The sequence below is a fragment of the Betaproteobacteria bacterium genome, assembly GCA_016720855.1.
Classification (GTDB): Bacteria; Pseudomonadota; Gammaproteobacteria; order Burkholderiales; family Usitatibacteraceae; genus FEB-7.
In genome coordinates this window covers 1,032,927-1,058,463 of the sequence record JADKJU010000002.1, presented here as the reverse complement: position 1 = coordinate 1,058,463, position 25,537 = coordinate 1,032,927, and the positions used below count along the sequence as shown (strand labels likewise).

Genomic DNA, 25,537 nt, shown 5'->3' with positions numbered 1-25,537 from the left:
GCCCGCAAGCATGAAGCGCGCTGCGCTGTTTGACAACACTCAGTCAAGCGCAAGGCGCCACCTGGCGCGAATCGCGCGGAGCGCAACCCGATGCATCGGTCCGGCCGGTGCCGCTTCACGACGCGCGTGGTCTCCACGATGCCACTTCCGGCTACACTGACCGACATGCGTCCGTCATCATCCGCGCATGCAAGTCGCCGCCGGCCCGCCAGAAGCCGGCTGCGAACGTGCATTCCCTGGATTGTCCTGGCTCCCGCGCTCTGGAGCGGCGCATCGTCCATCGCTCTCGCCCAACAGGCGCCAGAAGCGACACGCGATGCCCGGATCGCTGCCGACTCCGTTTCGGGAGCGGACAAGCGCGAGGGCCGGGCGCGCTTCTTCGATCCCGAGGACCAGCAGCTCGACCTGAGCTATTTCCTGGAGAATCCCCGCGGCTTTCTGCCCATTCCGATCATCGTGACCGAGCCCGCTGTCGGCTACGGCGGCGGCGGGGTCGGGATGTTCCTGCGGCCGCGCAAGGAGGCTGGGGAGGAGGGCTGGTCCCGGCCCGACATCTCTGCCGCAGGCGCATTGGCGACGCAGAACGGAACGCGGGGCGCCTTCGGCGGTGACACGAGCCTCTGGTTCGACGGGCGCCTGAAGACCGTGGCGGGCGCAGGGACCGGACGCGTCAATCTCGATTTCTACGGGCTGGGCTTCGATCGCGCCTCGCTCGATCGGCAGGTGCGCTATTCACTGGATTTCACCGGGGCCGTTGCCCAGGCCAACTGGCAGCTCGCGCCCAGGTCACCCTGGTCGCTGGGATTTCGCTACGTCTACGCCGACGTGGATCCGAAGCTGCGCGACGAGGCGGTCTTCCCGGGTCTCGCCAATTCGATTCGCGTCAAGGTTTCCGCGCCGACCGCCATCGTCGAATTCGACACTCGCGACAACGTATTCACGCCCACGCGCGGAGTTTATGCAGAATCCTCCTACCTGGCTTCGCGCCAGGCCCTGGGCGCGAGCGACGACTTCGAGCGCTTCCAGCAGGTCCTGATGGGCTGGCAGCCGCTGGCGCGCAAGGTAACGCTGGGCGCCCGCGGCAACTACGCGTGGGCCTCCGAGGGCACCCCATTTTTTCTCCGTCCGTTCGTCCAGCTGCGCGGTGTCCCCGCCATGCGCTATCAAGGTGACCGGATGGCGACGGCGGAAGCGGAAGTTCGATGGCAGCTCGAGGGGCGATGGAGTCTCGTCGCCTTCGGCGGCGCCGGCACGACCAGGACGAACCGCGATACCTTCACCGCCACGCAGAACGTCGGCAGCGGCGGCGTCGGCTTTCGTTACGAACTGGCTCGCAAGTTCGGCATGCATGCGGGCATCGACGTCGCGCACAGCCCCGGGACGACGGCAGTGTATTTTCAGATCGGCAATTCGTGGTTCCGGCCTTGATTCGCTGCCGATCGACAAATCATCCTGGCACGCTCAACGCCCCATTCTGCGGTTGTAGGAATCCGTCAGGCGCTGGGTGAGAGTCGGATCCTGTTTGTTCGGGTCAAGGGAAGAGATCTCCACGCCCACGCGGCCATCGGGCCGGGTGCGCACGTTGATGATGCCTTCGACGGCGCCGCGCGTGCCGCGGATCGTGCCGGTCCCGCGGTCCGCCGTCACGAGCGTGAGCCCGGCGTCGTTGATGGCACCCGTCGCCGCCTGCCAGGGCGCCTCGAAAGGATCCACCGGAACAGGAACGGGTTCGTAGACCACGCAGCCCGCGAGCAGCAGCAGGGACGCGAGGGCAGCGAGAATCATCCGAATGCATTTCATGGTGGACTTCCTTTCAGGTCGAGTAGCACGTGCACGACGCCGTCGCCGCGCCTCGTCTTCATGGGGCAACCGGACTTCCGGAAGACGCCGAGCATGGGCATGTTATCCGGAAGCACTTCCGCCACAAGTTCGGAGAGCCCGGCCGCCCGGCCGAGGATCGCGAGGTGGCGCATCAAGAGCGAACCGATTCCGAGGCCCTGGCAGGCGTCAACCACGAGAAAGGCGACTTCCGCGCTTCCCGGTTTCACGATGATGTATCGCCCGCCGCCGGCAACGAGGGGCTTTCCGTCTTCCTCGAGGATGGCGACGAGAGCCACCTGATTGACGAAGTCCGCATCCATCAGGAAGGCAACTTCGCGTTCCGACATGGATCGCTTCGGCGCGAAGAACCGCAGGTAACGCGTGCGCTCGCTGGTTTGCCGGGCCGCCGCCGCCATGGCCTCGCGATCGTCCGGACTTTGCGCGCGGATCAGGGCGCGGCGACCGTCGCGAAGAACCTCCTGCGCGCAATACCTTGCCGCTGCAGGTCGTGTCCCCGCCTCTTCGGCCATGGGCGCCGCGCCCGGCAATGCTTCGGGCAACGGCCTCAGCCTCGTGCCGGTGGATTCACCGGCGCAGGCGCGTCGGGCGGCGGGTAGCTTGAAGGCGGCACGTTCGAAGGTGGCGCGTAACCCGACGGCGGCGCGTGTGAAGGCGGAGCGTACGACGGCGAGGGATTGACGTTCGTCACCCCGGGTGGTGGAGGCATGTTCGGGGGGGGATAGCGTGAAGGCGCCGAGTCCGGGTATGCATAGGGGCCACTGTGGGGCGCCATACCGTAGCCCCGCGGCGCCGGGACGCGATTGCCGCGCGCATACATGCATTGCAGGTATGCGTTGTCGTAGCCGCGCTGCAACTGGTAGGACGACATCGCGGTGTAGTTGCTGCCGGCCATGCTGCCGAACAGCAATCCGGTGCCTGCGCCGATGGCCGCGCCCTGGCCGGCCTGGCCCGTGGCGGAACCGATGATGGCGCCGGCAGCCGCACCGAACACCGCGCTTGCGGCCGCTGCCGAGGCGGCACTGTTGTCGGCGTTCGCCGCCGTACCGCTGCTGGCGGCAACGACCGCGCCGGCGTACTGCTGGCACGCGATGGCGTCGCCCTGGTATTGCTCCACGCTCCTGCTCGAGCCCGGGAGCGCCATGATGCTCGGCCCGGTGGGCATCACCGTGCATGCGCCGAGCAGTAAGCTCGCCGCAAGCGGGAACGCGACGAGGCGAGCACGGCCCACGGCAGGACGTCCGGTCATGGCGACCTCATTTCGTGGTCACGCCCGAGGGCGACGTCTGCCATACGGGGTTCACGGGTGTCGGGGCGATCTTGCCGCTCGGTATTGCCGGTGTCGAGGGCGGCGGAACGACCTTCACCCAGGGCTCGTTGCAGTTCTGCACGTACGGGAAGTAGCCAGCCGGATTCGCGCAGTAGTACCAGAGATTCGTTGGCGCGGGCTCGGGCGCATAGGTCGCGTCCGCGGGCGGTGCCGGTTCGAAATAGACGGTGGGTGCCGTATCGTAAACCGGGTACGACCCGTAATACGGATATCCATAGGCGCCTGCGTAATACCATGGCCAGCCGCCCCAGTACCCGAGGCCACCGTAGTAGAGGCCGACGCCGCCATACCAGCCGCGATACCCGCCGTAATAGCCCCCGTAATGGCCGCCGTAATGACCGCCGTAATGACCGCCGTAATGGCCCCCGCGATAGCCGCCCTGCCCGCCGGAACCATGTGAATACCCTGAGCCCCCTCCGGAGTAACCCCCCCCGCGTCCTGCACCGCCGCCGTAGCCGCCTGCGCCGTGTCCACCCCCGCCCGCGCCGCCGGAATGACCACCGCCGCCGCCTCCCCCCCCACCACCGCGACCCTGGGCGCAGGAAAGATCAGCCGTCATCATCACCGCCACCAACGCGACGAGCGCAAGAACGAACCTTTTCATCGCCATTTTCTCCTCGGGGAGAGCCCACCACGCCAAACTACCCAGTTCCACACAACGGCTGGGCTACAGGTTGTTGGAAAGCAAGATCGGGCGCAAGTTCAGCAATCTCCCATCCTCCAGCCGAATGGGATTTTCCCGTGCCACTGCAGCCCGTCGCGCCCGGCGTCGAGATCGGACCGATCAACCTCGACGGGCCCTGGCATCACGGGCCGTACGGCATCGGGTGAGGGGGAACGGCGACGGTGTCCGCCCGCTGACATGAGTTCGCGGCGGTCGGCAAAAGCAGCGGTCGCCGCTACCGCTTGCGTGGCGCTCTTTTCACTTTGGTTTTCGACGCCGGCTTCCTGGCGACTGCCTTCCGTTTCGGCCTGCTCGGGGATGCCGCTTTCCTCTTGACAGGGCTTGCCCTGGCGACCGTCTCTTTCGATTTGCTTGCCGCGGTCTTCCCTGCCGCCTTTTCAGCCTTCCTGCTCTCCTTTGCGGCCTTCCTGCTTTCCTTCGCAGCCTTCTTCTCCGCCTTCCTTGCTTCCTTCAAGGCCTTCCTGGCTGCCTTTCTTGCTGCTTTGTCCGCCTTCTTCCCGGCTTTCTTCAATGCCTTCTTTTCCTTCTCTCCGACCTTCTTCGCCATGATCACCCTCCATGAGTTTCAAGGTAATGAAATGCGCGGATTCACTGCGCTGTCGCTACTCATCGGCCAACCGGTTTCAGTCAGCGCCCCATCCGACGATTGCAGGACTCCGTAAGGCGCTGGATCAGCGCCGGATCCTGGTTGTCCGGGCCGCGAGCCGAGATTTCCACGCCAACGCGTCCATAAGGCCGGGTGCGCACGATGATGATGCCCTCGACGGCACCGCGCGCGCCCCGGATCGTGCCAGACGCGCGATCGGCCGCGACGACCTTGAGAAGGGAGTGAACCCGGGGGCGAGAGCCGGCTGCCTTGTTTCAATGACCACGGGTGTGGACGGATCCTAGTTGACCAGGGGAACCACGACGGCGGCGTCGAACCGGGTCAGCGCCCGGATCTTGGACTCGATCTGCAGGTAGCGGGCTGCCTTCTTCCCCGGAAGGACCTTCGAGACCCTCTTGAAGCACGACTTGCGCGCACCGGCCTCGTCACTCTCCGCGGCGAGCAGGTCCTTGGTGATCTGCCTGGCGTGGGCATCCGACATGGAGCTCTCGCCGTTGACGTAGTCGAGGATGGCCCGGTTGATCTTGCGCTGGGCGGCGTCCATGCCCTCATGGCACTTGTCGTATGCGGGCCAGAAGACCTTCGCCTCGGCCTCGGTGAGATTCAGGTTCTGCGCGACGACGGCCTTGGGGTCCGTCCGGATGCGCTCGCGCAGCTTCTGGATCGTGGCGGCATCGGCGCCTCCGGCCGGCATTGGCGCGGAGGTTCCCGACTGGGCGGAGGCGGGCATCGCGATTGCGATCGCAGAGGCCAGGACGAGGGTGCGAATCGCTTTCATCGGATCTTTCCCTTTTTCGGTTGGGAGCGTTGTTGGTGAATCCCGATCAGCGTTGGGCCGAGCGAGCGGGGGGTGGTTCCCCAAAGCTGCCGCCTAGCGCCAGGTACAGGTTGACGCGCTGGACGCGCTGCTCGCTCTGCATCCGCACCAGGGAAGCGCGGGACGCGAACAGCGCGAGGCTTTGCTGCTGGACCGCACGCAGGTCGGCCGACCCCACGCGGTAGCGGATGTTCGCGATCTCGACGAGACGCTCGTTCTGGCCGACTGCGCCCGTGAGAATGGCGGCGCGTTCGTTGGCGGTGAAGCCGGCCGACAGCGCCGCTTCCACCTCGCCGAAGGCGCGGGCGCCGATGCGGCCGTAGTCCGCGACGGCGATTTTCTGCTCCGCCGTGGCGATATCGACCTGCGCCGCGAGGGCGTAGCCGTTGAAGATCGGCGCCGTGAGATTGCCGCCGAAGCTCCAGCTCGGGTTGCTCACGTCCTTGAGCACGATGAGGTCGCTCGAGATGCTGGTGACGCTCGCGGTGAGGGCGATCCTCGGCAGCCGCGCCGCCTGCGCTTCCTCCAAGCGCCGGAATGCCGCCGAAACCCGCCGCTCGGCAGCGACGACGTCGGGCCTGCGCTCGAGAAGCTCCGAGGGCAGACCCACCGGCACCGGGCCGGGCATCGCCGTAAGAGCGGGAGCGACTTCCATGGCCGCGGCCGGGTAACGCCCGAGCAGGGTCTCGAGAGCGCGAACGGCCTGCTGGTACCCCAAGTCGAGCTGCCTTTGCGCGTCGCGATAGGACTGCAGGCTCGCCTGCGCCGCCACGAGATCGTAGTCGTCGCTCCTGCCGACACGCTTGCGGTCGCCGGCCAGGCTCAGCAACTGCTCGCCCGAACGCACCATCTCGCCCGCGAGAGCGCGCTGCAACCTAGCCTCGGTGGCCAGCATCCAGCTCTTGGCGACCAGCGCCGCGATCGATTGCCTGGCGTACTCGGCATCCGATTCGACCGAGAAGTACTGCAGTTCTCCGGCGTCCCGGGCAGCGCGTACCCGACCCCACAGGTCGATTTCCCAGCTCGCAAAGAAGCCGCCGCCGTTCAGGCCCGACCCGTCCCCGCCGCTGCTGCCGCCGCTGCCGTGGGCGAGCAGGTCGAGCGTCGGATAGATCGTGCTGCCGGCCAGTCTGGCATGGCCCGCAGCCTGCTCGACACGCGCCCCGGCGACGCGCAGATCGGCGTTGTAGGCGAGCGCCTCCTGCACGAGTTCATCGAGCTTCGGATCGTTGAAGGACGCCAGCCACCCGTTGGCTACCGCGCCTTGCGCCGCGTCCGGACTCGCCCATTGCTGCGGCACGCGGACATTGGGCATGGCCTGCGGGCCCAGGTCGCTGGCCTTCGGCAGCTCCTGGAGCGCGCAGGCGGAGAGCACCGCCGCGACCAGCAGCGCCCCGACGGAAATCAGGGGCTTACGCATCGCCTAGTGCATCTTGAGGATGAGGTAGTTGGTGATCGATCCCACGCGCAGCAGGATCTTGCGCAGGATGTGGACGGCTTCCCCATGCTCGGTGTAGATCGCCGCATGACCCACGGCTCCCGCGGCAAGGAACACTTCCCGGTCGCGAGGCTCGATCTCCAGTCGCACCGGAAAGCGATTCGGAGCCGTTGGCATGGCGCCCGTCGTCGGCAGCGCCGTGCTCATCTGGGACTGCCCCTGCCCCTGCGCCCAGACGATGGAGTCGACTTTCGCCTTGATGATCCGCCCCGGATAGGTCTCCAGCGCGATCTCCGCTTCGTTGCCCGGCGCAACCTGGTGAAGCTCGTTCTGCTGGTAGAGGGCGATCACCTGGAACTCGTCTTCGACAAAGGTGAGCGCGGGCGTCACCGGAAAGGCCGCCGTCATCGACCCCGGCCGAAGCTGCAGGTTGATCGCGTAGCCGTTGGCGGGCGCGGTGACGGTGGTCTGGGAAAGGTCCCATTTCGCGCTTTCCAGTTGCGCGCGGACCTGCGCGACCTGCGCGTATTCGCCGTTCGCCTTCGCTCCCAGTCGCTGGGCCACCTGGCGCTGGCTCGCCGTGGCCTGCACCTCGGTCGCCTGGGCCTGCGCTTCGGCGCTTCGTGCGCCGTCGAGCTGGCCTTCGAGTTCCTTGAGATTCGCCTCGGCCTGCTCGAGGTCGAACTTGCTTCCCGCCCCCGTCGCAACCAGCTCGCGGTTCTGCTCCACGCGCATCCTCGCGAGGTCGACACGCGCCGAAACTTCGCGGCTGCGCGCCTGCGCCTGCTGGATCGCAGCGCGGGCCTGCGCCACTTGCCCGGCCGCGCCGGCCGCCTGCTCCTCGAGCTCCTTCGAGGTCCCGATCGCGTTGGCGAGCTGCGCTTCGAGCGCCTGCACCTGGAGCTGATAGGGCGTCGGATCGATGCGGAAGAGCACGTCGCCCTTCTTCACGGGCCGGTTGGCCTCCACCGGCACCTCGAGCACGCGGCCGCGGACCTGCGGGACCACGTTGATCACGTACTTGATCACGCGCACGTCCGAGGACGAAGGCGCGACCACGTTCAGGACGAGAATCAGCGCCGTGAGTCCCACGATCGGGATGACGGCGACGATGACCTGGGACACCATGTTCCAGGGCAGCCACTTCATCTTGATGAAGATGAACCAGACGATTCCCGAATAGATCGCAAGGAGGAGCAGTTCCATTACCGGCCCCCTCCCGGCTGGGCAGCGACCGCACCTGGAGCGGGAGCGGGCGCCTGCGCTTTGGGCCTTGCCTGCGCCAGGATCGCGGGCAGTTCCCGCAGCGCTTTCGGCAGCACGCCACGCGAGGACAACTCGGCGAGTTCGTCGCGCAGGTGCTCGAGCTCCAGCGTGTCGAGGTCTCCGCGTGAGGCCCTCTCGCCCATCTCGATGAAGTAGCTTTCGTGCATCTCCGTGCCGTACGCCATCCGGTACTGCGTGGGCCGCGTGAACGCCCACAGCCACGCGAGCGGCCAGAGCAGACCTCCGAACACGAGCGACAGGAAGCACAGGGTCTTGATCGCGTTCACCTGCGGATGGTGGCGCCTCTCGGCGATCTTCTCCGGGAGGACATGGACCACCAGGAACAGGCCGATCCCGACGATCGGCACGAACAGGATCACGAACCACGCCATGAACGTGGCAACGCTGTCGAGCGTGTCTCCGGAAAACAACGAGGCCCGGGCGACAGCCGGCAGGAATGCAACGGCGCTGCCAAGCAAGGAAAGCTTCGCACGGCGAAGGACGCTTGCTTTCACAATGCGGGGTGACATGGGGTTCAATTCTCCAGCGGTGATCCGACCCAGGCGCAATCGTGGTCGAAGGCTGTGCCAGGCAAAGGCGAATAGTATCATTTCGTATGCGCCGGCTTGTCACGCCCGGACCGGGATCGCATCAAGATCAGAACAGGTTCCTCTCGCGTTCCTCGAAGGGCGGCGAGGCGCCCGTTGCCGTGGACTTGCCGGCAGCGTCGATCCAGCCCGCGCCCATCGCCAAGTGGACCGACACGACGGCGCAGGGCGCCTGCTGCTGCACGGCCCCGGCCTGCGCCACCTGCGCCCCGCAGGGACTCCCGTCGAATCAGAATTTCTCGGCGATGTACTTGAACGGGTACTTCGGATCGCGATAGTCGCCGGGCTTCTGGCGCTTGGGCAGCGTCACCTTGACCCGGGGCGCCTGCTTGTAGGCAATGGTGGAGAGGAGGTGGCTGATGATGTTGAGCCGCGCCTTCTTCTTGTCTTCGGAGACCGCCACGTACCAGGGCGCGAAATCGACGTCGGTTGCGGCGAACATCTCGTCGCGCGCCCGCGAGTAGTCGTACCAGCGGCTGTAGGACTTGAGGTCCATCGGCGAGAGCTTCCAGACCTTGCGGCCGTCCTTGATGCGCTGCTCGAGGCGCCTCGTCTGCTCCTCCATGCTCACTTCCAGCCAGTACTTGATGAGGATGATCCCGGAGTCGACCATGTTGCGCTCGACCAGCGGCACCCCCGTGAGGAACTTGCGCGCCTGCTCCTCGCTGCAAAACCCCATCACCCGCTCGACTCCCGCGCGGTTGTACCAGCTGCGGTCGAAGATCACGATCTCGCCCGCGGCCGGGAGATGCGGCAGGTAGCGCTGGACGTACATCTGGGATTTCTCGCGCTCGGTCGGGGCCGGCAGCGCAATGACCCGGAAGACGCGCGGACTCACCCGCTCGGTGATCGCCTTGATGGTGCCGCCCTTGCCGGCACCGTCGCGCCCTTCGAAAACGATGCAGACCTTGAGGCCCTTGTGCACAACCCATTCCTGGAGCTTCACGAGCTCGGCGTGCAGGCGGGAAAGCTCCTTGTCGTAGTCCTTGCGCGACACCTTGCCGTTGGTGTCGGGGGACTTCGGTTCCTTGCCCTTGCTCTTGCGCGCAGCCATCGGTTGTCTCCTGTGCGTGGGCCGGTTGCGCCCGCTTGCGGGCTCCCGGCTGTTGAAACGAATCCACGATATTATCCGACTCACGATCAAGCGTCGTGATGCCGTTCGGGCGCGGCAAGGGCCGGGGTGCGCAGCATTGGATTGCAGCGGCCGTAAGTAACGAGGAAAGAAACCGCTCCCGCGGAGGGCCTGCACGGAGGACCCATCATGAACCCGGCCGATCACAAAGTACCCCTGGTGCCCGCCCTCGGTTGGCTGGCCACTTATGAACTGGCGTGGTTGAGGGCGGACGTCGTCGCGGGCCTCACGACGGCGGCCATCGTGATCCCGAAGGCAATGGCCTACGCGACGATCGCGGGGCTGCCCCTGCAGGTGGGCCTTTATACCGCCTGCATTCCCATGGTCGTCTACGCGATCCTGGGAACGTCGCGCATGCTGAGCATGAGCACCACGACGACGATCGCCATCCTGGGCGCTGCCGCGCTCGGCTCGGTGTCGCAGGCGCATCCGGACGTCAGTCCCGTCACCGCGACGGCCACGCTCGCCGTGCTCGTGGGCGCGATCCTTCTCGTCGCGCGGCTGTTCCGGCTGGGCTTCGTCTCGAACTTCATCTCCGACCCCGTGCTGACCGGATTCAAGGCGGGGATCGGGCTCGTGATCGTCGTGGACCAGCTCCCCAAGCTCCTGGGGGTGCACATCCACAAGGAAGGTTTCTTCCGCGACCTCGTCGCGATCGCCGGCCACGTTCCGGAGACGTCGATCCCGACGCTGTCCGTTGCGCTGGCCACATTCGTCGCGATCCTGCTTTTCGAAAAATTCATTCCTCGCGCTCCCGCGCCGCTGGTGGCAGTGGCCGGAGGGATCGCCGCTTCCGCCTGGCTGGGGCTCCAGGCCCGGGGGGTAAGCGTCGTCGGGGTGATCCCCGGCGGATTCCCGGCGCTCACGCTGCCCGATCTCTCGCTCGCCCTGGAACTCTGGCCGGCCGCCGCGGGCATCGCGCTCATGAGCTTCACGGAGACGATCGCCGCCGGGCGGGCCTTCGCACGCCCGGGCGATCCCCGCGTGGATGCCGACCAGGAACTGGTGGGCATCGGCGCGGCCAACGTGATCGGCGGGCTCTTCGGCGCCATGCCGGCGGGCGGCGGAACGTCGCAGACCAACGTGAACCTGAGCGCGGGCGCGCGCACGCAGGCGGCCGAGCTAGTCACCGCGGCGGTGTCGGTCGCCACGATGCTCTTCCTCGCGCCCGTCATGGCGCCGCTGCCGAATGCGACCCTGGCGGCCGTCGTGATCGCCTATTCGATCGGGCTCATCAGCCCGCGCGAGATCGCGGCCATCCGGCGGATCCGGACGATCGAGTTCCGGTGGTCGCTGGTGGCCTGCGCCGGGGTTGCCGTGCTCGGCACGCTCCAGGGCATCCTCGTCGCGGTGATCCTCTCGATGGCGAGCCTGCTGCACCTGGCCAACAACCCGCCCCTGCACGTGCTGGGACGAAAGCCCGGCACGAACGTGTTCCGCCCCCGCAGCGGCGAGCACCCCGACGACGAGGCATTCCCGGGGCTGGCGATCGCCAGGACCGAGGGGCGCATCTATTTCGGCAATGCCCAGGTCATCGGCGAAAAGCTGCGCAAGCTCGTGGACCATGAGAAGCCGCAGGTCCTGCTGCTCGACTGCGGCGCCGTTCCAGGCTTTGAGTTCACTGCGCTCAAGATGCTGGTCGACGGCGAGGAGCACCTGCGCAAGCGTGGCGCGCAACTGTGGCTCGCCGCGCTCAATCCCGAGGCCCTCGACATGGTGATGCGCACGCCGCTGGCCGAAAGGCTCGGGCGCGAACGCATGTTCTTCACGGTCGAGGACGCGGTGGCCGCCTTCCGGGAGCGCAGCGGCCCATGAGCCCGGCCTTGCTCCTTCGAGTCTTGCCGGCCATCGCGCTGCTCGTTGGCGGACCGGCGGCGCATGCGTCGGACTGCGCGCCGCAGGCACTTCCCCCGTTCGACGCCGTTTCCGCCGGCAAGCCCGCATGGATTCACGTGCCGCTGTCCAGGCTCAAGCGCGACACGCAGTACGCGGTCACGAAGGAGGACGGCCGGGTAGTCCTGAAAGCGACGGCGGACGCTTCGGCTTCGGCCTATGTCCACATGGAGACGTCGGACCCCACCCGTGTGCCTGTCCTCGAATGGAGCTGGCGTGTCAACGCCCTTATCGGCGCGGCCGACAACCGGGATCCGAAGCGCGAAGACGCCCCGGTTCGCGTCATCGTCGGCTTCGACGGCGACAAATCCACCCTGTCGGGCCAGGAGAAGCGCCGGCTTGCCCTCGCAAAGCAGGCCTCCGGCCTGGCTCCTCCCTACGCCACCTTGATGTACATCTGGGACAACCGCAATCCGGTCGGCACGGTGATCCCCAGCGCGCACAGCGCGCGCGTGAAGATGATCGTTGCCGAAAGCGGTGCGCAGCGCGCGGGCGCATGGCACAGTTACCGGCGCAATCTCGTGCAGGACTATCAGCTCGCCTTCGGCACGATGCCCGGGAAGATCGTCGGCGTGGCGGTCATGACCGACACCGACAACACCGGAGCAAAGACGGAAGGCTACTACGGCGAGATTCGCTTCGCCTGCGCGGCGCCCGCCGGCAGGTAGCGCATGAGCGCGGCTCTTCCCGGCGGCGGTGACGGGCGCGAGATGCGCGAGCGCGAGCCCGTGCTCGACATCGTCGAGCGCGTTTCCGAGATGTGCTTCGGCCTCTTCATGGCTCTCACCTTCGTTGGCGCAGTCTCGGCCGCCACGGCCGGCCAGGATCCCGGCCGCACGGTGCTGTATGCCGCCCTGGGATGCAACCTCGCGTGGGGGCTGGTCGATGCAGTCATGTACCTCGTCCGCACGCTCACGGTGCGCGGCAAGAAACTCACGCTGGCTCTCGCCGTGCGCGCCGCGCCCCGTCCGGAAGACGGTGTCCGGCTTCTCCGGGACGCGATGCCCCGCCCGATCGGAACCCTCGTGGAGGACAAGGAACTCGACGCCATCCGCACGCGCCTCGTGGAGGCGACCACGCTCCCGGCAGGCCCGGGCTTCCAATCCGGCGATATTCGCGGCGCGCTCGGGATCTTTTTCATCGTCGTGCTCTCCACGTTTCCGGTCGCGCTGCCTTTCGTGCTCATGAGCGACGTGCCAATGGCGCTGCACGTCTCGCGCGCGCTCACGCTTGCGATGCTGTTCTTCGGCGGGCTGACGCTCGCGCGGCATGCGGGCTACCCCGGGTGGAAGGGCGGCCTAGGCATGATGGCGCTGGGCATCACGCTCACGGTTGCCATCATCGCCCTGGGCGGATGAGGCGCGCAGCGCATTTCGCGGCGCTCGCCTTCGGATTCGCGACCGTCCTCGCGCAGGCGCAGGAGAGTGGCGAGCCCGGGGGGCGGCGGGCATCGCGTCCGGAGGCGTCCGACTGGGAACTCGCGGCCACCGGCTACTGGAATTCGCCTCGGGGCAGCGCCGACTACGCTTCCGGCATCTTCGCTGCTGACCGCGGACCGCTACACCTCGAGGCACGGGCGAATTACGAGGCCGTGCACGCGCAATCCGCGTTCGTCGGCTGGACCTTCTCCGGCGGCGACGCCATCAAGTTCGAGGCCACGCCGATCGTGGGTGGGGTGACGGGGGCTGTGCGCGGAGCGATCGCCGGATTCGAGGCGAGCGTTTCCTCCGGCCGGTTCGACTTCTACGTCGAGGCCGAATACGTCCGCGACCGCAACGAACGGGAAGCGAGCTACACCTACGCCTGGAGCGAACTGGGCTTTCGTCCCGCCGAATGGCTGCGCGCGGGAATCGTGGCGCAGCGCACGCGGATTTATGGCGGCGATCGGGAATTGCAGCGCGGGGGCTTCGCCCAGGTTTCGCTGGGCGAGTTCACGCTCGGCGCCTACTGGTTCAACCCCGGTTCGGCGGACCAGATCGTCATCACGTCCCTGGGCATCGCCTTCTGATCAGCGCCTTTTCGACAGCTCCGCGCGAAGGGCTTCGACTCGATCGCGGTTGACGCCGAAGTCGCGCACGCCCAGCCGCGCGCAGGAGCGGACGTGGATCACGCCTGCCGCCGCATCGAGCGCGAACTCGGCGTCGTCCACGAAGCCCATCGCCTTCGAGAAGAACTCGACGTGCATGTAGCGCGCATCGCGGGTGATCACGTTCGCGCGCGGCGTGGTGCGAATGATTTCCTCGAGCGACTTCCACGCATCTGTCGCATCCCCTGAAAAAGACAATGGCGCGATGTAGTGCGTCACGTCGCTCGCCGGCGCCCGGGAGGAGACCCAGTTGGGTCGCCAGTCGCCGCCGCGCAGTTTCCCGTCGTGAAGACCGAGGTCTGCGGGTCGCTTTCCCGAGAAGAGGCCCATGGCGGATCCGGCGATGACGGTGGCGAGCCCCGCGAGGGCCAGGGCCGCGACGCCGATCGCGATTCGGCGGCCCGCCCGCCGCGGTATCACGGCACCAGGATGGTGGAGCCCGTGGTCTTGCGGGCCTCGAGGTCGCGGTGAGCCTGCGCCGCATCCTTGAGCGGGTACGACTGCCGCGGGTTGATCTTGATTCGCCCGGCGAGCACATGGCCGAAGAGCTCGTCGGCGGCAGCCATGAGGGCGGCACGCGGCGTAGTGTGCGTGATGAGGGTCGGCCGCGTCACGTAGAGCGAACCCTTGGCCGCGAGGATGCCGAGATTCAGCGGTTCGACCGCGCCGGAGGAGTTGCCGAAGCTCACCATCATGCCGCGCGGCTGCAGGCAGTCGAGCGACTTCATGAAGGTGTCCTTGCCGACGCCATCGTAGACGACGGGAACGCCCTTGCCGCCGGTGATCTCCTTGGTGCGCGCGACGAAGTCCTCCTTCGTGTAGATCACGATATGCTCGCAGCCGTTGTCGGTGGCGAGCTTCGCCTTTTCGTCGGAACTCACGGTGCCGATCATGTGCACGCCCAGCGCTCTTGCCCACTGGCTGGCGATGAGGCCCACGCCGCCCGCGGCCGCGTGGAAGACGATCGTCTCGCCGGCCTTCAGCGTATAGGTGCGGCGGAAGAGGTATTGGACGGTGAGGCCCTGCAGCATCATGCAGGCGGCCTGCTCGAAGGAGATCCCGTCGGGAATCTTCACCAGGCGCTCGACGGGATGCATCTTCTTCTCTGCGTACGCGCCGATGGGCCCGTTGCAGTAGGCCACGCGGTCGCCCGCCTTGAGCTCGGTTACGCCCGGGCCGACCGCTTCCACGACGCCCGCGCCCTCGAGGCCCAGCCCGGAGGGCATGGGCATGGGATAAAGGCCGGTGCGGTGGTAGGTGTCGATGTAGTTGAGACCGATCGCCTTGTTCGCGATGCGGGCTTCATTGGGGCCGGGTTCACCGATGGTGACTTCTTCCCACTGCAGGACTTCGGGACCGCCGTTCTTGTGGATTCGGATTGCGTGGGGCATTTTCATCTCCTTGGGTTTCGTCGTTTCTTCGTCTCGCAGCATACCGCGCAAATGCAACGCCCCGCAGGCGCGGGGCGTTGCGGGGCGAAGGGCGAGCAGCTCAGCTTCCCAGGATCGTCCCGGGGCCGACGCCCGCGGACTTCGCCCACTCGGCCGCGGACATCTTCTTGCCCTCCTCCGGCTTCACCTTGGCGATCTCGACCTGGCCGCCCTGCGCGGTGATGCGGATCGACTCCGCGCCGACCTCGGTGATCTCGCCGATCTTTCCCCTCACGGCGCCGAAGGTGCGCACGAGGTGCTTCTTCGAGCCGAAGAGCTGAAGCTTCTTGCCACCGATCGTGGTCCACGCGCCGGGCGCCGGGTCGGACCCGCGGATCGTGTCGTGGATGGTGTCCACGTGGTTGTTCCAGTGGATCTTCGCCTCGCCCGCGCGGAACCAGCCCTCGTAGGAGGCCTGCGATTCGTCCTGAACGCTTTCCTTGTGCTTGCCGGCGACCACGAGGTCGGCCGCTTCCAGCATCGCCGCCACGCCCAGGGGAAAAAGGCGGTCGAAATAGACCGTGCCGAGCGTGTCGTTCTCCGAGACGGGCGTTTGCTTCTGCAGGATCACCGGGCCCTCGTCGAGGCCATCGGAGGGGCGGAAGATCGTGAGGCCCGTCTTCGTCTCGCCCCTGGCGATCGGCCAGTTTATCGAGCTGGGACCGCGGTACTTCGGCAGGAGCGAGGGGTGGAACTGGATGGTGCCGTGCTTCGGAATGTTCACGAATCCCTGCGGCGCGAACTGCAGCACGAAGGCCATGATGCCGATGTCGGCGTCGAGCGCCTTCATCGCGGCCGCGGCTTCCGGCGCCTTGAGGGAGGCGAACTGGAAGACCTCGAGCCCCTTCTCGGTTGCCGTGACCTTCATGGGATCGGGCTTCGCACCTTCCTTCTCCGGGGCGCAGAACACGCCCGCGACCGTGTCTCCGCGGGCGAGGAAGGCTTCAAGGACGGCTTTGCCGAAATCCTGCTGACCGACAATTGCGATGCGCATGGGGAGTTATCCGGGAAGTAAACCTTTGGAACACGGATGAACACGGATAACGACGGATAAAGGCGGATTAAGGCTCATGACGTATTGATCGCATGTCGGTCGGCAACCGTCGATGGTGCTTCCCGACACTCACTTGCCCTTATCCGTGTTCATCCGTGTTCATCCGTGTCCGACGTCTTCGGGCAGCGTAACTCTGCTACGCAACCTTCTTGGGGGGAGCGGAGAACGCGCCCGCCGTCTTCATGGCGGCGATCTTCGCGTCGTCGTAGCCGAGCACGTTCTTCAGCACGTCGTCGGTGTGCTCGCCCAGGAGCGGGCTTCGCTCGATTTTCGCGGGCGAGGCCGAGAGCTTGATGGGCATGCCGACGTTGAACCACTTGCCGCGCTGCGGGTGGTCGATTTCCACGTACATGTCGCGGCCGCGGATGTGCTCGTCGGTGGCGAGGTCCTCCGTGGACATGATGGGGCCGCAGGGAACGTCCAGGGGATTGAGGATCGCCATCAGCTCGCGCTTGGTGTACTGCTCGGCGAACTTGTTGAGCAGCGTCCACACCAGGTTCTGGTTCTTGCGCCGCTCGGCAATGGTCGCCACCCGCGGATCGCTCGCGAGATCGGGCACGTGCACGTCCGGGCCGATGCGGTTCGCGAGAGCGGTCCAGACCGCCTCCTGCACCACCACGTAGAGCCAGTCGTTGGCGCCGTGGGGCTTGCAGTGGATGGCATTGCCGAGCTGGCCGCCGCCGGAATCGTTGCCGGCGCGCGGGACGTCGCCCATGCCCTGGTAGGTGGGAACGGAATACTCCGCGAGGGCCTGGCGCGTGAGCCGCTGGTGGTCGCGGAACTTGACGCGGCACAGGTTCATGACGCCATCCATCATCGCAACCTCGACGTACTGGCCCTGCCCCGTCCGGTCGGCCTGACGCAGCGCCGCGAGCAGGCCGATGGCCAGGTGCAGGCCGGTGCCCGAGTCGCCGATCTGCGCGCCTGTAACGAACGGAGCCCCGTCGGGAACGCCCGTGGTGCTCATCGCCCCGCCCATCGCCTGGGCCACGTTCTCATAGGCCTTGAAGTCCGCATAGGGGCCCGAGGACCCGAAGCCCTTGATCGATCCCACGACGATCTTCGGGTTGATCTCGTGGATCTTGTCCCAGGTGAAGCCCAGGCGCTCGAGGACGCCGGGGCCGAAATTCTCCATCATGATGTCGCACTTCTTCAGCAGGTCCACGAAGACCGCCTTGCCCTCGGCGCTCTTCATGTTGACCGTGATCGAGCGCTTGTTGCAGTTGAGCATCGTGAAATACAGGCTGTCCGCGCCGGGGATGTCGCGCAGCTGGCCGCGCGTCGCGTCGCCCTGCGGGGGCTCGAACTTGATCACGTCCGCGCCCATCCACGCGAGCAGTTGCGAGCACGTGGGGCCTGCCTGCACGTGGGTCATGTCCAGAATGCGTACGCCCTTCAATGCTTCCATGCTGTTCCTCTCGATGCGGTTTCCCGGCGGACGATGAACGGCGCTTGCGACCGTTCGTCCGGACGCCCCCTTGGGCGGCGCGCCCGATCGTTCATATTAGAATTTTTTCTCTCTCGCGTCCCCTCGAAGCGCTATTTCTTCCCTGCGCTCTTCGGATTCAGGTTCGTGATGCGGCCGCTTTCGGTGCCGGCGGATTCATCGATGACGGCATTGATGAGTGTGGGCTTGCGCGAGCGGATGGCTTCTTCCATGGCCTTGCGCAGCTCGGCCGGGGTCGTCACGTGCACGCCCACGCCTCCGAAGGCCTCCATCAGCTTCTCGTAACGTGCCCCCTTCACGAACACCAGGGGCGCCGGATCGGCACCACCGGTCGGATTGACTTCGTTGCCCCGGTAGACGCCGTTGTTGTTCATGATGACCACGCAGACCGGCAGGTTGTAGCGGCAGATGGTCTCGACTTCCATGCCGGAGAAGCCGAAGGCGCTGTCGCCCTCGATCGCGATCACCTGCCCGCCGCTCACCACGGCGGCCGCGACGGCAAAGCCCATCCCGATGCCCATCACGCCCCAGGTGCCGACGTCCAGGCGCTTGCGCGGCTTGTACATGTCCACGATGCTGCGGGTGAAGTCGAGCGCGTTGGCGCCCTCGTTGACGAGGATCGCGTCCGGATTGGCCCTGACGATGTCGCGCACCACGTTCAGCGCGCTGTGAAAATTCATCGGCACCGGATCCTTGGCCAGGGTCTCGGCCATCTTGGCCAGGTTCTTGTTCCTGCGCTCGGCGATGGCGAAGAGCCACTCCATGGGCGGCTGGGCCCAATCGTCGCCAATGCCGGCGAGCAGCGCGGACACGCAGGAACCGATGTCGCCGACCAGCGGGGCATCGATACGGACGTTGCTGTCCATCTCCTGCGGCGAGATGTCGATCTGGATGAATTTCTGGCCGCCCCACGCCTTGGGGTCCTTGGCGCCCCAGGTCTTGCCCTTGCCCTGCGAGAGCAGCCAGTTCAGGCGGGCGCCGACCAGGATCACCACATCGGCCTCGGGCAGCACGTACGAGCGGGCGGCAGCCGCGGACTGGGGGTGCGTGTCCGGAAGCAGGCCCTTGGCCATCGACATGGGCAGGTAGGGGATGCCGGTCTTCTCGACCAGGGCGCGAATATCCGCGTCGGCCTGGGCGTAGGCGGCGCCCTTGCCCAGCAGGATGAGCGGACGCTTGGCGCTCTTGAGCAGGTCAAGGGCGCGCTGCACCGCGTCCGGGGCCGGGATCTGGCGCGGCGCCGGATCGATCACCCTGATCAGCGATTTCCTGCCGGCCTGCGCATCCATGCCCTGGACGAACAGCTTGGCCGGCAGGTCGAGGTAAACGCCGCCGGGACGGCCGGAGACGGCCGCGCGGATGGCGCGCGCGACGCCGACGCCGATATCCTGGGCGTGCAGCACGCGGAAGGCGGCTTTGGCGAGCGGCTTGGCAATGGCCAACTGGTCCATCTCCTCGTAATCGCCCTGCTGGAGATCGACGATCTCGCGTTCGCTGGAGCCGCTGATGAGGATCATCGGAAAGCAATTGGTGGTGGCGTTCGCCAGCGCGGTCAGGCCGTTGAGGAAGCCGGGGGCGGACACCGTCAGGCAAATGCCGGGCCTTTGCGTCATGAAGCCGGCGATGGCGGCGGCGTTGCCGGCGTTCTGCTCATGGCGGAATGAAATGACGCGCAGGCCTTCGGCCTGTGCCTTGCGGGTCAGGTCGGTGATCGGGATGCCGGGCACGCCGAAGATCGTGTCGATGCCGTTGAGCTTGAGGGCGTCGATGAGCAGGTGAAAGCCGTCGGTCATGTCTTGGGGTTGCGCGTTGGCGATGACCTGTCCGCTGCCCGCGGGGTCGGGGGCTTGCGCGGCGCTCTGGCCGGATACGACGGGATCGTTGACGGTTGCCATGCTGCTCTCCTCGGAAACGCCCCTTCCGGAGCCCTTGCGGGCTCGACGGTCGGGGGCTCGATCGATTGTTCGTGGCCGGCCGAATTGCCTGGAGGCTCGGCTGCATTGAATCGCGATAGAATGGTAGGCAACCGCGCGAGCCACCTGCCTTGATGCGGGTCAATAGTCCACCTTCCATGACCCTGTTGGCCAATCACCCCGAGCGCGCGCCGATCAGCGCCCAGCTCCGGACGAACATCGTCCTGCGCAGCCTCCCGATGGAGGATTTCGAGGCGCTCGAGCCGCTGCTCGCGATCGTGGACTACCGCAAGGGCGACGTGCTGCTCACCCAGGGGGCGCACGACATGGAGCAGTACTTCGTGATCGACGGGGTGCTCAAGCGCGTCGTGTCCAACCACGAGGGCAAGGAGATGATCCTGCGCTTCGCCAAGGAAGACGACATGGACACGAGCTATGCCGCGTGGCGCCTGCGAACACCCGCACCCTACTCGATCCGCGCGGTCACCAAGGCGCGCGTGGCGAAGCTTCCCCTTCCCCAGTGGGCGGCATTCCTGGATGGCCACCCGGAGCTCAAGGACGACTTCGAGTACGAGGTCATGCACCTCATGAGCGAGGTGATGGCCCACACCATCACGTTGCACCTGCTGGATGCTCCGGGCAGGGTGCACCGGTTCGTCCGCAAGCACCCCGACCTCGCCGAGCGCGTCCCGAAGAAGGAGCTCGCCTCCTACCTCAATCTTTCGGCCGAGACGCTCTCCCGCCTCAAGCACGCCGGCAAGATCTGACGCCCGCCCTAGGGACTGGCGAAAGCGCGGCAGGCGTCCTATAGTGGGTCTGCCGGCCCAGGCGCGCCGGCAAGGGAGCGTTCCATGCTCGACGAGAACCTCGTGTTTCACAAGACCGGAACCGGTGCCAGTGAAATCGCGTCGCCCGCTCACGGTCTTGCCCCCAAGCTGCGTCGCGCGCTGATCCTGGTGGACGGCGCCAAGCGAGTCGCGGACCTGGCGTCCGCGTTTCGCCCCGGCGAGGTGGATGCGATCCTCCTCGACCTGCAGGCGAAGGGCCTCGTCTCGCTTGCCGGCGGCGCCGCCGCCGCGATGCCCGCACCCTCCGCCTCGGGCACGCCCGAGCTCGCCGACTGGTCCATCACGGGAACGCATTTCGAGGAAGTTCGCCGGCGCGCCATGCGGGAAATTTCCGACCGGATGGGACCCAATGGCGACACGCTGGCGCTCAAGATCGAGCGCTGCAAGTCCCCCGATGACCTGCGTGCGGCCCTGCGAGAGGCGGAGAAGATCCTCGCCAGCTTCCTCGGGGCGGAGTACGGCCGCACCTTCGCCCGGAAGATCGGGCGCGACCTCCTCTAGCGGGCTACTTGCGGGGTTGCTGCGGGAAGGTCTTCATGCGGCCCGACATCGTCGTGAGTTCGTCCTCGATGCCGGCACTGCCCGCGAGGGCGCCGACCACTTCCCGGCAAAGCGCGTGTTCCCGCTCGTTGGCAACGATGCCGCGCAGGATCAGCCGTCCGTCCTTCGCCTCGATGGCGACGTCGATCCCCGCCGTGCCCGGATTCGCCTTGAGCACGGCCCGCGCCCTCGAGCGCAGCGCGAGATCGGCGAGGTGCCGGCGGGATTCTGGCGTCTCCAGGAAGGACGCGCTCTTCGCGAGCCCGACCACCATGTCCACGCAGGTGGCGATTGGGATGCGCTCGGTGTTGAGCGTGAGGTCGTAAAGGGTCGGATCGCCCCACTGCACGCCGAAGTGCTCCGACATGCGCGAGGCCCGCGCATGGTCGTCCACCGTGATCTCGTGCCGGGCGAGCTTTTCGTCGTCCGTTTCGAGCCGCTTCATGAGGCGCTGCACGCGCAGCTCCATCGGCGCGCACACGCGCACGCAGGGAACGTGGGCCACCGATTGCAGGAGCATCGTCGCTCCCCAGCCCCGGACGAGCACGTTGCCCTTCACGGCGAGATCGTAGATCTCCTCCGCGGTGAAGATCGAGATCGACTTCTCGTCGGCGGTCCAGCGCTCGAAGGGGCCGGCCTTGCCTTCGCGCAGTCGCCGGATGAGGCTTTTCTTCACCTGCATCTTGCCGGCGACGTGGTCGCCAACCTCGTGGCGGACCATCTCGAGGCCCAGGGCCTCGCACACGCCCAGGGCCACGTCGGAGCCGAGCGTCGCCATCTCCTGGGTGAACGCGATGACAGCCATGTCACTTGCCTCCGTTGCCGTGGCGGTCGCGCAGCAGGGCGATCCCCTGCGAGATGAGCGGCCAGAAGAGGAGCAGGAGCGAAAGGCCGGTGATCGTGCCCACCAGTCCGTTCGCGAAGAACACCGACAGGTCGCCTCCCGAGCCGAGCATCGACTGGCGGAAGGAGTCCTCGGCCCGGTCGCCCAGCACGAGCGCGAGCACGAGCGGAGCCATCGGGTAGTCGAGCTTCTTGAAGACGTAGCCGAGGACGCCGAAAGCCACCATCAGCCAGACGTCGAACATCGAGTTGTGCACCGTGTACGCGCCGATCGCGCAGATCACCAGGATCACCGGCGCGATGATCGAGAAGGGCACGCGCAGTATCGCGGCAAAAAGCGGCACGCAGGTGAGCACCACGATGAGGCCCACGATGTTGCCCAGGTACATGGAGGCGATGAGGCCCCACACGAAATCCTTCTGCTCCGTGAAGAGGAGCGGGCCGGGCTGCAGGCCCCAGATGAGGAGTCCGCCGAGGAGCACCGCGGCCGTGGGAGAGCCCGGGACGCCGAGCGTCAGCATGGGCAGCAGGGCGGAGGTGCCCGCGGCGTGCGCCGCGGTTTCCGGCGCCACCACGCCCTCCACCATTCCGGTGCCGAAGAGCTCGCCATCCTTGCTCATCTTCTTCGCCAGCCCGTAGGACATGAACGACGCGGGCGTGGCGCCTCCGGGCACGATGCCCATCATGCAGCCCACGAACGAGGCGCGGACGGATGTCCTCCAGTACCTCGGCAGCTCCTTCCACGTCTCTATCACGACCTTCATGTCGAGCTTGGCGCGCGTGCCCTTGAACTCCAGCCCCTCCTCGATCGTGAGCAGGATCTCGCCGATGCCGAAGAGGCCGATGACCGCGATGAGGAAGTCGAAACCCTTGAGGAGCTCCGGGATGTCGAACGTGAGCCGCAACTGCCCGGTGACGGTATCGATCCCCACGGCGGCGAGCGCGAAGCCCGACATCATCGCCGCGACGGTCTTGAAGGGCGCGCCCTTCGACATCCCCACGAAGGCGCAGAAGGTGAGCAGATAGACCGAGAAGAACTCCGGAGGCCCGAACCGCAACGCGAATTTCGCGATGACCGGGGAGATGAACGTGATGAGGATCACCGCGACCAGGGCGCCCACGAAGGACGAGGAGAAGGCGGCGGTGAGTGCCGCGCCCGCCCGCCCCTTCTGCGCCAGCGGATAGCCGTCGAAGGTGGTCGCGACGGACCACGGCTCTCCCGGGATGTTGAACAGGATCGACGTGATGGCACCGCCGAACAGGGCGCCCCAGTAGATGCACGAAAGCAGGATGATCGCCGACGTGGCGCCCCCCGGCTGCTGCGCCATCGTGAAGGTGAGGGGCAGGAGGATCGCCACGCCGTTGGCGCCCCCGAGTCCGGGCAGCACGCCGATCAGCACACCCAGGCTGATGCCCGCGAGCATGAGCGCCACGTTGAACCACGACAGGGCGACGGCGAAGCCGCCGATGAGGGACTGGATTTCTTCCATTTCTCTCTGGTCCCCGTCAGTTGAACCCGAATGCCGCTTCGAGCGGCCCCTTGGGCAGGGGTACCTTGAACCAGATCTCGAACATCAGGAAGAAGAAGACCATGGTGCCCACGGAGACCGGGATGATTCTGCGCCACGTGTACTTGCCCAGGAAGTACATGAATATGGCAATGAAGAGCGTCGAGGCCGCGTAGATGCCCATGCTGAACCACGGATTGGCAATGAGCGCGACGTAAATGACGGTCGGGATCATGACGACCAGGATCATCCGCAGCTGCCCCCATTCCACGAAGGCTTCCTTCCCCTTTTCGCCCATGCCGATCGCGCGAAGGAGGTTGGCCACGGACGATACGCACACCAGCAGCCCCACGTAGAAGGGAAAGTAGCCCGCCTGCGGGCCATCCGACCCCCACTCGGCACCCAGCCGCCGGCTGTCCCAGACCACCACGAGCCCGAACACGAGAAACGCGAGTGCAACAACAGATTCGGCGGCGCGTACGGACGCCACCGGCTTCTTCTCATCCATTCCACTGCCTCCCGGAAACGGAAACAAAGGGCCCCGGATGTCGGGGCCCCAGGTGGCGCACTACTTGGGGGCCGCGAGGAAGCCCGCTTCCTTCATGAGTTCGTGGTGCACCTTGTCCGCCTTCTCGACCCAGTCCAGGTACTCCTTGCCGGTAAGCGCCGTCTGGTTGAACGCGCCATTTTCCATGAACTTCTTCCACTCCGGAGTGCTGCGGACCTTCTCGAGGAGGTCCACGTAGTACTTCACCTGGTCCGGCGTCACGCCTCCGGGCATGAAGATGCCGCGCAGCATCACGTACTCCGTGTTCACGCCGGACTCCTTGCACGTGGGGATGTCGCCCCAGCTCATGTCTTTGGTGACCATTTCCTTGTAGGGCATGCGCTGCGCGTCGAACACGCACAGCGGACGCAGGTTGCCGCCGCGCCACTGGGCCACGGCCTCGATCGGATTGTTCACGCTCGAATCGATGTGCTTGCCGACGAGCTGCGTGGCCACCTCGCCGCCGCCCTTGTACGGGATGTAGATGAACTTGATGCCGGCCTGCTTCTCGAGGGCAACCGTGATGATCTGGTCCTCCTGCTTGGAGCCGGTGCCGCCCATCTTGAACTTGCCGGGACCGGCCTTCTTCACCGCCTCGACGTAATCCTTGGCCGTCTTGTAGGGTGTCTCGGCATTCACCCAGAGGACGAACTGGTCGAGCGCCATCATGCGGACCGGCGTGAGGTCCTTCCAGCTGAAGGGCACGCCCGTCGCGAGCGGCGTGGTGAAAAGGTTCGACAGCGTGATCACGATCTTGTGCGGGTCGCCCTTCGAGTTCTTCACCTCGAGGAAGCCTTCGGCGCCCGCGCCGCCGCCCTTGTTCACCACGACCATGCCCTGCTTCATCAGGTTGTTCTTGGCGACGACCGACTGGATGAAGCGCGCCATCTGGTCTGCGCCGCCTCCCGTGCCCGCGGGCACGATGAACTCGACGGTCTTCGTGGGCTCCCAGGCGAGCGCGGGAGTCAGGATGGAGAAAGCGCTGGCGACCACGGCGACCAGCAGGCTTTTCGCGAAAGTGCAATGTGTCATCGAATATCTCCTCAAGTGGCGGAAGTTTGCATGGGCATGACGGATGTTATCTCGCGCAGAAGGATTGCGGACGTTAATTGCTTTCCGCGTCCATCCCCAGGCCGCTCGGACGGCGACGAACCCATTCTAGGACCGCGAGGGGGAGGCCGTCTCTTGACCCGGGTCAATCGAAGCCGCAATAGTCGCCGCACGAGGCGGCCAGCGCGGCGCGCGGCATCCAGGCGTCTAGCGGATGAGCAGGACGGGAACGTCCGTGAGGCTCAGCACCTTGGTGGTGACCGAGCCCATCACGAGGCCCGCGACGGAACCCAGGCCCCGTGTTCCCATCACAACCTGGTCGATCGCCTTCTCGTTCGCGTAGTGCGCGATCGCGTGGGCCGGCTCGCCCACGCCGATGTGGGTCACGTGGGCAATGCTCGCCCCGGCCAGGATGGCCCGGGCGGAGGCGAGCGCCGCCTCTCCCTGCTCCCAGTGAAAGCGCTGGAGCTGCTCCGCGGAGATGAACCGGCTCACGTCGCTCGGCAGGGCCGTCTGCACGTTCAGCAGGTGGATCTCGGGACTCTCCTTGTACCACGCCAGTTTTTTCAACAGGTGAGCAACAGCCCGGTCCGAGGACTCGGACCCATCGACCGCAACCAGAATCCGGAACATCTCGTTCTCCCTGGATCAGACAG

Annotated in this window: 28 protein-coding genes; 8 read left to right on the top strand and 20 right to left on the bottom strand. The window is 66.4% G+C overall.

Annotation, left to right across the window (positions count from 1 at the left end; translation table 11 throughout):
• Window positions 1-165: 165 nt before the first annotated feature.
• Window positions 166-1,428 (top strand): hypothetical protein, encoded by a 1,263-nt coding sequence (locus IPP91_12455; protein MBL0142881.1) that lies wholly within the window; start codon window positions 166-168, stop codon window positions 1,426-1,428.
• Between the two features lie 33 nt (window positions 1,429-1,461).
• Here IPP91_12455 and IPP91_12450 read toward each other — a convergent pair whose 3' ends face one another.
• Genes IPP91_12450 through IPP91_12435 form a run of 4 tightly spaced genes read right to left on the bottom strand, consistent with a single transcriptional unit; the run spans window position 1,462 to window position 3,773 of the window.
• Window positions 1,462-1,800, bottom strand: a complete 339-nt coding sequence (locus tag IPP91_12450; protein ID MBL0142880.1) for a hypothetical protein — start codon at window positions 1,798-1,800, stop codon at window positions 1,462-1,464.
• A complete protein-coding gene (locus IPP91_12445; GenBank protein ID MBL0142879.1) occupies window positions 1,797-2,351 on the bottom strand; it encodes a GNAT family N-acetyltransferase in 555 nt (184 codons plus the stop codon). The genes IPP91_12450 and IPP91_12445 overlap by 4 nt, the downstream gene beginning before the upstream one ends.
• 35 nt (window positions 2,352-2,386) lie before the next feature.
• Window positions 2,387-3,088 (bottom strand): glycine zipper family protein, encoded by a 702-nt coding sequence (locus IPP91_12440; protein MBL0142878.1) that lies wholly within the window; start codon window positions 3,086-3,088, stop codon window positions 2,387-2,389.
• 7 nt (window positions 3,089-3,095) lie between these two features.
• A complete protein-coding gene (locus tag IPP91_12435) occupies window positions 3,096-3,773 on the bottom strand; it encodes a hypothetical protein (GenBank protein MBL0142877.1) in 678 nt (225 codons plus the stop codon).
• A gap of 302 nt (window positions 3,774-4,075) precedes the next feature.
• On the opposite strand from IPP91_12435, the gene IPP91_12430 reads away from it, so the two are divergent.
• Window positions 4,076-4,516, top strand: a complete 441-nt coding sequence (locus IPP91_12430) for a hypothetical protein (GenBank protein ID MBL0142876.1) — start codon at window positions 4,076-4,078, stop codon at window positions 4,514-4,516.
• Between the two features lie 225 nt (window positions 4,517-4,741).
• Here the strand turns inward: IPP91_12430 and IPP91_12425 are convergent, their stop codons facing one another.
• The 6 genes from IPP91_12425 to ppk2 all read right to left on the bottom strand — a co-directional run bounded on the left by IPP91_12425 (window position 4,742) and on the right by ppk2 (window position 9,644).
• Window positions 4,742-5,239, bottom strand: a complete 498-nt coding sequence (locus IPP91_12425) for a hypothetical protein (protein ID MBL0142875.1) — start codon at window positions 5,237-5,239, stop codon at window positions 4,742-4,744.
• A 46-nt stretch (window positions 5,240-5,285) separates the two neighbouring features.
• A complete protein-coding gene (locus IPP91_12420) occupies window positions 5,286-6,698 on the bottom strand; it encodes an efflux transporter outer membrane subunit (protein MBL0142874.1) in 1,413 nt (470 codons plus the stop codon).
• 3 nt (window positions 6,699-6,701) lie between these two features.
• Window positions 6,702-7,922 (bottom strand): HlyD family secretion protein, encoded by a 1,221-nt coding sequence (locus IPP91_12415; protein MBL0142873.1) that lies wholly within the window; start codon window positions 7,920-7,922, stop codon window positions 6,702-6,704.
• Window positions 7,922-8,512, bottom strand: a complete 591-nt coding sequence (locus IPP91_12410) for a DUF3302 domain-containing protein (protein MBL0142872.1) — start codon at window positions 8,510-8,512, stop codon at window positions 7,922-7,924. Before IPP91_12410 ends, IPP91_12415 begins: the two co-directional genes overlap by 1 nt.
• A gap of 127 nt (window positions 8,513-8,639) precedes the next feature.
• Window positions 8,640-8,792, bottom strand: coding sequence for a hypothetical protein (locus tag IPP91_12405; protein ID MBL0142871.1), 153 nt, complete (start codon window positions 8,790-8,792; stop codon window positions 8,640-8,642).
• Window positions 8,793-8,819: 27 nt separating this feature from the next.
• Complete coding sequence (gene ppk2, locus IPP91_12400; protein MBL0142870.1) at window positions 8,820-9,644, bottom strand: polyphosphate kinase 2; 825 nt, start codon at window positions 9,642-9,644, stop codon at window positions 8,820-8,822.
• A 207-nt stretch (window positions 9,645-9,851) separates the two neighbouring features.
• Between ppk2 and IPP91_12395 the strand changes: the two genes are divergently transcribed.
• Genes IPP91_12395 through IPP91_12380 form a run of 4 tightly spaced genes read left to right on the top strand, consistent with a single transcriptional unit; the run spans window position 9,852 to window position 13,623 of the window.
• The gene (locus IPP91_12395) at window positions 9,852-11,537 is read left to right on the top strand and encodes a SulP family inorganic anion transporter (protein MBL0142869.1); all 1,686 of its coding nucleotides are present in this window, start codon (window positions 9,852-9,854) and stop codon (window positions 11,535-11,537) included.
• Entirely contained in the window at window positions 11,534-12,283 is a 750-nt protein-coding gene (locus IPP91_12390) for a DUF3047 domain-containing protein (protein MBL0142868.1), read from the top strand. Before IPP91_12395 ends, IPP91_12390 begins: the two co-directional genes overlap by 4 nt.
• Before the next feature lie 42 nt (window positions 12,284-12,325).
• On the top strand, window positions 12,326-12,973 hold the full coding sequence (locus IPP91_12385) for a hypothetical protein (protein MBL0142867.1): 648 nt from the start codon (window positions 12,326-12,328) through the stop codon (window positions 12,971-12,973).
• The gene (locus tag IPP91_12380; protein MBL0142866.1) at window positions 12,970-13,623 is read left to right on the top strand and encodes a hypothetical protein; all 654 of its coding nucleotides are present in this window, start codon (window positions 12,970-12,972) and stop codon (window positions 13,621-13,623) included. Before IPP91_12385 ends, IPP91_12380 begins: the two co-directional genes overlap by 4 nt.
• On the opposite strand, the gene IPP91_12375 is transcribed toward IPP91_12380, so the two are convergent.
• From IPP91_12375 to oxc, 5 genes are all read right to left on the bottom strand, one after another.
• Window positions 13,624-14,031 (bottom strand): DUF1499 domain-containing protein, encoded by a 408-nt coding sequence (locus tag IPP91_12375; protein MBL0142865.1) that lies wholly within the window; start codon window positions 14,029-14,031, stop codon window positions 13,624-13,626. It abuts the gene before it with no gap.
• A gap of 86 nt (window positions 14,032-14,117) precedes the next feature.
• The gene (locus tag IPP91_12370; protein ID MBL0142864.1) at window positions 14,118-15,092 is read right to left on the bottom strand and encodes a quinone oxidoreductase; all 975 of its coding nucleotides are present in this window, start codon (window positions 15,090-15,092) and stop codon (window positions 14,118-14,120) included.
• 100 nt (window positions 15,093-15,192) lie between these two features.
• On the bottom strand, window positions 15,193-16,125 hold the full coding sequence (locus IPP91_12365; GenBank protein MBL0142863.1) for a methionyl-tRNA formyltransferase: 933 nt from the start codon (window positions 16,123-16,125) through the stop codon (window positions 15,193-15,195).
• Between the two features lie 196 nt (window positions 16,126-16,321).
• Entirely contained in the window at window positions 16,322-17,593 is a 1,272-nt protein-coding gene (gene frc, locus IPP91_12360) for a formyl-CoA transferase (GenBank protein MBL0142862.1), read from the bottom strand.
• A gap of 131 nt (window positions 17,594-17,724) precedes the next feature.
• On the bottom strand, window positions 17,725-19,527 hold the full coding sequence (gene oxc / locus IPP91_12355; GenBank protein MBL0142861.1) for an oxalyl-CoA decarboxylase: 1,803 nt from the start codon (window positions 19,525-19,527) through the stop codon (window positions 17,725-17,727).
• A 176-nt stretch (window positions 19,528-19,703) separates the two neighbouring features.
• Here oxc and IPP91_12350 point away from each other — a divergent pair, with 176 nt between their 5' ends.
• The gene (locus IPP91_12350) at window positions 19,704-20,312 is read left to right on the top strand and encodes a Crp/Fnr family transcriptional regulator (protein ID MBL0142860.1); all 609 of its coding nucleotides are present in this window, start codon (window positions 19,704-19,706) and stop codon (window positions 20,310-20,312) included.
• Window positions 20,313-20,396: 84 nt separating this feature from the next.
• Window positions 20,397-20,894 carry a hypothetical protein gene (locus IPP91_12345; protein MBL0142859.1) on the top strand — a complete coding sequence of 166 codons (498 nt, stop codon included), beginning with the start codon at window positions 20,397-20,399 and terminating at the stop codon, window positions 20,892-20,894.
• 4 nt (window positions 20,895-20,898) lie between these two features.
• On the opposite strand, the gene IPP91_12340 is transcribed toward IPP91_12345, so the two are convergent.
• The 5 genes from IPP91_12340 to IPP91_12320 form a co-directional block, all read right to left on the bottom strand.
• Complete coding sequence (locus IPP91_12340; protein MBL0142858.1) at window positions 20,899-21,738, bottom strand: cytidylate kinase family protein; 840 nt, start codon at window positions 21,736-21,738, stop codon at window positions 20,899-20,901.
• Window position 21,739: 1 nt separating this feature from the next.
• Window positions 21,740-23,266 carry a tripartite tricarboxylate transporter permease gene (locus IPP91_12335; protein MBL0142857.1) on the bottom strand — a complete coding sequence of 509 codons (1,527 nt, stop codon included), beginning with the start codon at window positions 23,264-23,266 and terminating at the stop codon, window positions 21,740-21,742.
• A 16-nt stretch (window positions 23,267-23,282) separates the two neighbouring features.
• Window positions 23,283-23,792: a tripartite tricarboxylate transporter TctB family protein gene (locus tag IPP91_12330; GenBank protein ID MBL0142856.1), complete on the bottom strand. Its 510-nt coding sequence runs from the start codon at window positions 23,790-23,792 to the stop codon at window positions 23,283-23,285.
• Window positions 23,793-23,852: 60 nt separating this feature from the next.
• Window positions 23,853-24,863, bottom strand: a complete 1,011-nt coding sequence (locus tag IPP91_12325; protein ID MBL0142855.1) for a tripartite tricarboxylate transporter substrate binding protein — start codon at window positions 24,861-24,863, stop codon at window positions 23,853-23,855.
• Between the two features lie 225 nt (window positions 24,864-25,088).
• Entirely contained in the window at window positions 25,089-25,514 is a 426-nt protein-coding gene (locus IPP91_12320) for a universal stress protein (GenBank protein ID MBL0142854.1), read from the bottom strand.
• Window positions 25,515-25,537 lie beyond the last annotated feature (23 nt).

Coding starts and splice junctions, on each gene's coding strand:
- IPP91_12455 (MBL0142881.1), top strand. CDS start 166: ATGCGTCCGTCATCATCCGCGCATGCAAGTCGCCGCCGGCCCGCCAGA.
- IPP91_12450 (MBL0142880.1), bottom strand. CDS start 1,800: ATGAAATGCATTCGGATGATTCTCGCTGCCCTCGCGTCCCTGCTGCTG.
- IPP91_12445 (MBL0142879.1), bottom strand. CDS start 2,351: ATGGCCGAAGAGGCGGGGACACGACCTGCAGCGGCAAGGTATTGCGCG.
- IPP91_12440 (MBL0142878.1), bottom strand. CDS start 3,088: ATGACCGGACGTCCTGCCGTGGGCCGTGCTCGCCTCGTCGCGTTCCCG.
- IPP91_12435 (MBL0142877.1), bottom strand. CDS start 3,773: ATGAAAAGGTTCGTTCTTGCGCTCGTCGCGTTGGTGGCGGTGATGATG.
- IPP91_12425 (MBL0142875.1), bottom strand. CDS start 5,239: ATGAAAGCGATTCGCACCCTCGTCCTGGCCTCTGCGATCGCAATCGCG.
- IPP91_12420 (MBL0142874.1), bottom strand. CDS start 6,698: ATGCGTAAGCCCCTGATTTCCGTCGGGGCGCTGCTGGTCGCGGCGGTG.
- IPP91_12415 (MBL0142873.1), bottom strand. CDS start 7,922: ATGGAACTGCTCCTCCTTGCGATCTATTCGGGAATCGTCTGGTTCATC.
- IPP91_12410 (MBL0142872.1), bottom strand. CDS start 8,512: ATGTCACCCCGCATTGTGAAAGCAAGCGTCCTTCGCCGTGCGAAGCTT.
- ppk2 (MBL0142870.1), bottom strand. CDS start 9,644: ATGGCTGCGCGCAAGAGCAAGGGCAAGGAACCGAAGTCCCCCGACACC.
- IPP91_12395 (MBL0142869.1), top strand. CDS start 9,852: ATGAACCCGGCCGATCACAAAGTACCCCTGGTGCCCGCCCTCGGTTGG.
- IPP91_12390 (MBL0142868.1), top strand. CDS start 11,534: ATGAGCCCGGCCTTGCTCCTTCGAGTCTTGCCGGCCATCGCGCTGCTC.
- IPP91_12385 (MBL0142867.1), top strand. CDS start 12,326: ATGCGCGAGCGCGAGCCCGTGCTCGACATCGTCGAGCGCGTTTCCGAG.
- IPP91_12380 (MBL0142866.1), top strand. CDS start 12,970: ATGAGGCGCGCAGCGCATTTCGCGGCGCTCGCCTTCGGATTCGCGACC.
- IPP91_12375 (MBL0142865.1), bottom strand. CDS start 14,031: ATGGGCCTCTTCTCGGGAAAGCGACCCGCAGACCTCGGTCTTCACGAC.
- IPP91_12370 (MBL0142864.1), bottom strand. CDS start 15,092: ATGCCCCACGCAATCCGAATCCACAAGAACGGCGGTCCCGAAGTCCTG.
- IPP91_12365 (MBL0142863.1), bottom strand. CDS start 16,125: ATGCGCATCGCAATTGTCGGTCAGCAGGATTTCGGCAAAGCCGTCCTT.
- frc (MBL0142862.1), bottom strand. CDS start 17,593: ATGGAAGCATTGAAGGGCGTACGCATTCTGGACATGACCCACGTGCAG.
- oxc (MBL0142861.1), bottom strand. CDS start 19,527: ATGGCAACCGTCAACGATCCCGTCGTATCCGGCCAGAGCGCCGCGCAA.
- IPP91_12350 (MBL0142860.1), top strand. CDS start 19,704: ATGACCCTGTTGGCCAATCACCCCGAGCGCGCGCCGATCAGCGCCCAG.
- IPP91_12345 (MBL0142859.1), top strand. CDS start 20,397: ATGCTCGACGAGAACCTCGTGTTTCACAAGACCGGAACCGGTGCCAGT.
- IPP91_12340 (MBL0142858.1), bottom strand. CDS start 21,738: ATGGCTGTCATCGCGTTCACCCAGGAGATGGCGACGCTCGGCTCCGAC.
- IPP91_12335 (MBL0142857.1), bottom strand. CDS start 23,266: ATGGAAGAAATCCAGTCCCTCATCGGCGGCTTCGCCGTCGCCCTGTCG.
- IPP91_12330 (MBL0142856.1), bottom strand. CDS start 23,792: ATGGATGAGAAGAAGCCGGTGGCGTCCGTACGCGCCGCCGAATCTGTT.
- IPP91_12325 (MBL0142855.1), bottom strand. CDS start 24,863: ATGACACATTGCACTTTCGCGAAAAGCCTGCTGGTCGCCGTGGTCGCC.
- IPP91_12320 (MBL0142854.1), bottom strand. CDS start 25,514: ATGTTCCGGATTCTGGTTGCGGTCGATGGGTCCGAGTCCTCGGACCGG.